The 5026-nt window shown below is 69.5% G+C and carries 4 protein-coding genes; all 4 read right to left on the minus strand.

From position 1 onward, the window contains the following. A partial coding sequence (locus A3728_RS09760; RefSeq protein WP_067922801.1) for a glycosyltransferase occupies positions 1-916 on the minus strand: 916 nt, incomplete at its 3' end. Continuing rightward, the gene (locus tag A3728_RS23075; protein ID WP_067922802.1) at positions 906-1913 is read right to left on the minus strand and encodes a hypothetical protein; all 1008 of its coding nucleotides are present in this window, start codon (positions 1911-1913) and stop codon (positions 906-908) included. The genes A3728_RS09760 and A3728_RS23075, both read right to left, overlap by 11 nt. Further along, complete coding sequence (locus A3728_RS09770) at positions 1901-4177, minus strand: glycoside hydrolase family 99-like domain-containing protein (RefSeq protein ID WP_067922803.1); 2277 nt, start codon at positions 4175-4177, stop codon at positions 1901-1903. The genes A3728_RS23075 and A3728_RS09770 overlap by 13 nt, the downstream gene beginning before the upstream one ends. A gap of 94 nt (positions 4178-4271) precedes the next feature. Next, the coding region (locus tag A3728_RS09775) for an ABC transporter permease (protein ID WP_082857973.1) at positions 4272-5026 on the minus strand (755 nt) is incomplete at its 5' end.

A 5026-nucleotide genomic window follows, 5' to 3' on the forward strand; every position in this document is an offset into this window, starting at 1 on the left:
AGCCTGCGCGGCGCGTGGCGGTGAAACTGTCGAAAGCGACGCGGTTTTCCGGGGTGAGTGCGCCGCGCAGGCTGGAAAGCGCGGCGAGGTTGGCATCGTTCCAGCGCCGCGACCGGCCGGAGAAGGACTGCATCATGTGCCGCAGGCGCCCCCGCGCGCCGTTGCAGGCGCCCAGCATGTTGCCCCGATGCTGGCGGTAGAAAAGCTGCGGCTGCGGATCGGGGATCGCCCGGCCCCCCGCCCCGGTGACCAGCAGATAGATCCACCAGTCATGCAGGGGCACCGGGGCGCGCGCGGCTTCGTGGCGCAGCACCAGATCGATGGCGGCCCGGTTCAGTAGCAGCGTGTTTCCGGCGGCGATATTCTGCACCATGGCGTTGCGAAAGCCGGTGGCCCTGCGCGGCGTGCTGCAAGGGCGGGGCCGGGCGAGGCGGCTGTCGCAGCGGAGCCGGTGCCCGAAGCCAAGCGCGGGGAGATGGGCGGGACATTCCGCGAGCCTTTGCCGCGCGCGCGCCAGTTTGTCGGGCATCCAGACATCGTCTTGATCACTGAAGGCGATGAAGGGTGCGCCAGGGTCCGCCGCGCGCAGAAGGTGGAGGAAGTTTTCAGCCGCCCCGCGCCCCGGCCCGGGGATCATGCGGACCTGTCCCGGCGGGAAGCGCGACGCGAAGGCACGGAGGATGTCGGGCCCCGCGTCGGTAGAGCCGTCATCGGAGACGAGCAGCCGCCAGCGGATGCCGCGCTGCATGGCGATACTGTCGAGCTGGGCCTGCAAAAAGACCGCGCCATCCTTCAGGGCCAGCAGGATCAGGACCTCGGGCTGCGCCGGTAGGGTGGCGGGCACGTGGGGGCTGTTCGCGGGCCGGGGGGCTGCGGTTTGCGGCCCGCGTTCGGGATTGCCGACCTCAGCCCGCAAGGCGGGTTTCGGCGGGCTGCGTTTCCCGCATGGCGCGGGCAAGCGCGATCCAGAAAGCCGGCCCCAGCGTATCGCGCCGGGTGGCCGCCCCGCCGGGCGGGGGGAGAGACAGTGCGAAACCGGACTGCCGGGTGGCGAGACGGTCGTGGAAGTTTTCGTTCCATCTGCGGGCATTGTCATACATCCGCTCTTCCTCCGCCTCCGTGTAGAGGGTTGTCGGGCGGTTGCAGCCGGGTGCGGCCTGCAGCACCGCACGCACGGTCTGCAGCAGGTCGGCGCAGGCGGCTTCGGGCCGGGCGACCATGGAGGCGACCCATGCCACCAGCGGCTCGGGCGAGACATTGGCGCGCACCGGGCCGATGCCGAGTTTGCGGGGAAGGGTTGGATCGCAGCCCGCCGCCTGCAGAAGCCGTTCGACGATGTCGCCCCCGTCGCGCGCGGCTGCATAATCGACGTAGCGCACAGCGTCGGCCCCGAAAGCGGCGCAAAGCCGTTGGTCCAGCGCAGCGTAGTCGAGGTGCAGACCGGCGGCGAAGCCCGTGCGCAGCGCCGATTGCAGGAATTCGGCCCAATAGGGCGGCGCCTGTTTCTTCGCCAGTTCGAGGTAGACCGACTGCAGGAACGACGGTTGATCCCGCAGCAGGCAGACCACGCGCACCTCTTCGAAGGCGGAGGCCCAGCGGCGGATCGCCGGCAGATCGGGCTGCATGCAGGGCTGGCCGCGGGAAAGCTCCTCCGTGCTCAGCAGGATGGTGTGATCGCTTGCCGCGTACCGGCGGGCGAGCGCCTGCCACGCGGCGGCGGATCCGCCTGCATAGGTGAAGGCGGGCGGCAGGCTGACCCAATCGGCGACGAGCCCGTGGTGGCCCTGCGCCGAACCCATGCGGGGATAGATCAACCCGTGGCTGCGAAACCCTTCCCTATGGGTGGCGAAGACCTGCTGTATCGTGGTGCTGGCGGTCTTGTGGGTGCCGATATGCAGGATCAACCGTGCCATGTGCTGCACCCCCCACGTTCTGCCGCGCGCCGCCAGTTGCCCATCGTGTCGATCAGCGCGGTGCCGTATTGGCGCGACGGCTCCATCGCGGCCCTTTCCCCCCATTCGTTCCACGCGTTGACGAAAAGCTCGTTGCGGTAGGATCCGGCAAGCCGGCGGCAGGCGAGGCCCCGCAGCCAGCGCCGGAAGGCGGCGGGGTTGGCCCCATGGGCGATATGGGCATCCCTGCCGCGCCGGGCGGTATTGTCCCACGACGGCATGATCCCGGCGATGAGGTTGGGGGGGCGGTTCCAGTCCGTCGCAAGCGCATTGGCGATGACCGCTTCGTAATCGTAGATGAGGCCGCGAAAGGCCGCGCCGGGCCGGGGCGTGCCGGGAGGCAGGTCGCGCGGCGGGCCGCCTACGAGGTAATCGCCCGGAGTCACCAGTCCGTGGGGCGGCATTTCGATCTGGAAATCGAAAAGATCCTCCGGCAGCGCGGAAAGCCCGGGCAGGTGAAAGCGCACCGCGCCCAATTCGACCTCTCCAACGCCGAGGTCCCGCCACGCCTGCCGCAGCGCCGCGACGGAGGCCGCCGGGTCCGGCATGTCGCCGGGGCGGTAGATCACGAAACGCGGGCGCGTCCCGTCGGGGCGCTGGTAGCGCGGATCGCGCATGTAACGTGCGACGGATCCGGCGAGCGCTTGCTCAAAGCCCGGGGGATAGGTCTGTGCGATCAGTGTCTCCCCGCTCAGCCCGTCCCAGTTGCGCCGCCAGCTTTCATTGGCCCAGCAGAGATAAAAGGGAAAATCGATCTCCGGCCGGTCCAGAAGCCCCTGCAGGGGCGCGTCCAGCAGGGGGGTGCCGTTGAACCAGTAGTGATGGCAGCAGAAAGCGTCGATCCCGGCGCGTCGGGCCAGTGCCGTCTGTTCGCCCAAGACCTCCGTCCGGGTCAGGTCGTAGAACCCCAGCCCCTGCGGCAGGGCGGGCTGGGCGTGGCCGGGAAACTGGGGTCGGGCGGCGGTAACGGCCTGCCATTCGGTGTAGCCCGGCCCCCACCACGCGTCGTTCTGCGGGGTGCGGTGAAACTGCGGCAGGTAGAAGGCGCTGACATAGGCGGGCGGGGTGACCCGGTGGGGCGCGGCTCCGGCTGGGGTGTCGGGCCTTGCCGGCGCGCGGTCCAGCGATGCCGCTTCGCGGATATGCTGGCCGCCCGCCGCAGCGATGAAGCCCATCGCGCGTTCAAAGGCGTGGGCGGTCGTGCCATCGACCTTGCCGCTTTCCAGTTCGAAGTCATCCTCGGTCAGGTGCAGGCCCTGGATCATCGACAGCGTCAGCGGCTTGAGCCAGTACATCGACCCCGCCGGAAAGCCGAGGGCCGCCGGGTCGGGCCGGATTTCCACCCGGGCGAGCAGCGCGGAGGTGAGCGCCGCGTTGTCGCCCCACCAGCGTTGATCACGGTAGACCTGCCCCTCCGCCACCCAGAGGCTGGCGCTGTCATCGGCCAGAAAACGGTTCAGCCGGTCGGCGGTTTGCGGCGCTGGAGGCAGCAGGCCGTCGATCAGGGCGCGGCGCCAACGGTCGCCGTCCCGCCGGTGGGGGGAGCGTTTGCCGTGGATCTTGCAGACCGCCCGGTAGGGGGCGAGCAGCCCCGCATTGACGAGATGGACGAAGGGAAAGATATCGCGCCCGTGATTGGGCATGCGGATCACGCGCGCATGTGGAAACCGCGCCGTGATCTGTGCGACCAGTGCGTCCGTCTCCGCCCCCTGTTCCGTACAGGTGACGAAGAGATCATGCGCCAGCGCCGAGGCGACGATGCTCTGCGCGATTTCATCCCAGACCTCGGGGTAATGCAGGTGGACGACGATGGCATAGGGCGCGGGGGCAGGGGCATCCGGCGCGGGGCGCAGGACCGGCACCTTCAGCACGGCCCGGTTGGGCGGGGCCCCGGCGGGCTGCCACGCCGGGCGGTTTTCGGCCCGGCCATGGCGGATGTAGTGTAGCAGCGGCGCGGCAAGCCGCGTTAGATCGGCATTGAGGCTGCGATAGGCGGCGGGATCGAAGCGCGGGTTGGGCCGCAGGTTCGCGGCCTCCCCGAAAAGGACGTAGTGGCGTTCCGGCCAGAGCCGGAAGAGGGGCGGTATGCCGGGGTGCGCGCCGCGATAGAAGGCGCGGTCGAAGAGACCGGAGCGGCGGATCCGCCACGCGGCGTAGAGCGAGCGCGGATCGGGCAACAAGAAGCGTATGGCCCGCCGGGCAGGGGCCCTGAAGAGGCGCGGCATGCGGCCCCCTTTCATCTGGAATGACAACGGGCGAAGGCCCTTCGGGGGAGCCTGCGGCGAGTCTGGTTAATGGGGGGTTAAGCGTTCCTGCCGCTCAGAACCGTTCGTTCACGATGTGCCGGTGATGCCCCCGCAGGGCGATCAGCCCTAGTGCGGCGAGAGCGGCAGAGAGGCCAAAGACATAGGCAGGCGCCGCGCCCTGCGCATCGTAGGAGGCATAGAACCCCCGCCGCATCATCGCGGTCACATGCACCAGCGGGTTCCACCACAGCCAGTCGGCGGCGGGGGCGGGCAGGTCTTCGGGCAGGTAAAGCACGCCGGAGACGAGGATCAGCGGGCGCATCGCGATCTGCCACGCGCTTTCCCAGACCGGGGACATGGAAAAGGCGAAACAGTTCATGATCCCGACCCCGGCCCCCAGCGCGACCCCCATCGCGAGGGCCAGCGCGATGGCCGCGGGATCGAGCAGGCCGGGCAACCCTTCGATGGCGAGCAGCCCCCCCAGCACCACGCCGGTCAGTGCAATCTGCGTCAGCAGCGCAAGCAGCCCACGTGCGATCAGCGCGTCGAGGTAGCTGACCCGCGGATAGGCCAGCAGCGGGCGGGAAAAACGGATGGCCAAGGCCACCCGCATGGAAAGCGCCATGAAGAGCGCGAAGGGAAGATAGCCCGTGGCGTAAAAGAGCGCGAAGCTGCCCCCGAGGGGGGGCGCGCGGAGCATCAGGGAAAAGGCCACCGTCAGCAGCGCAATGGCGCCCAGCGGTTCAAGCAGCGCCCAGAGGTAGCCGCCCGGGGTGCGCCCGTGACGCGCGGAGATTTCGCGCAGAACCAGCGCGGCAATGCTGCGGG

The sequence above is a fragment of the Sulfitobacter sp. HI0040 genome (genome assembly GCF_001634885.1).
Lineage (GTDB): Bacteria > Pseudomonadota > Alphaproteobacteria > Rhodobacterales > Rhodobacteraceae > Sulfitobacter.

What these genes read in the sequence shown, in the direction of transcription:
- A3728_RS23075 (WP_067922802.1), bottom strand. Translation starts at nt 1,913, where the DNA reads ATGGCACGGTTGATCCTGCATATCGGCACCCACAAGACCGCCAGCACC.
- A3728_RS09770 (WP_067922803.1), bottom strand. Translation starts at nt 4,177, where the DNA reads ATGCCGCGCCTCTTCAGGGCCCCTGCCCGGCGGGCCATACGCTTCTTG.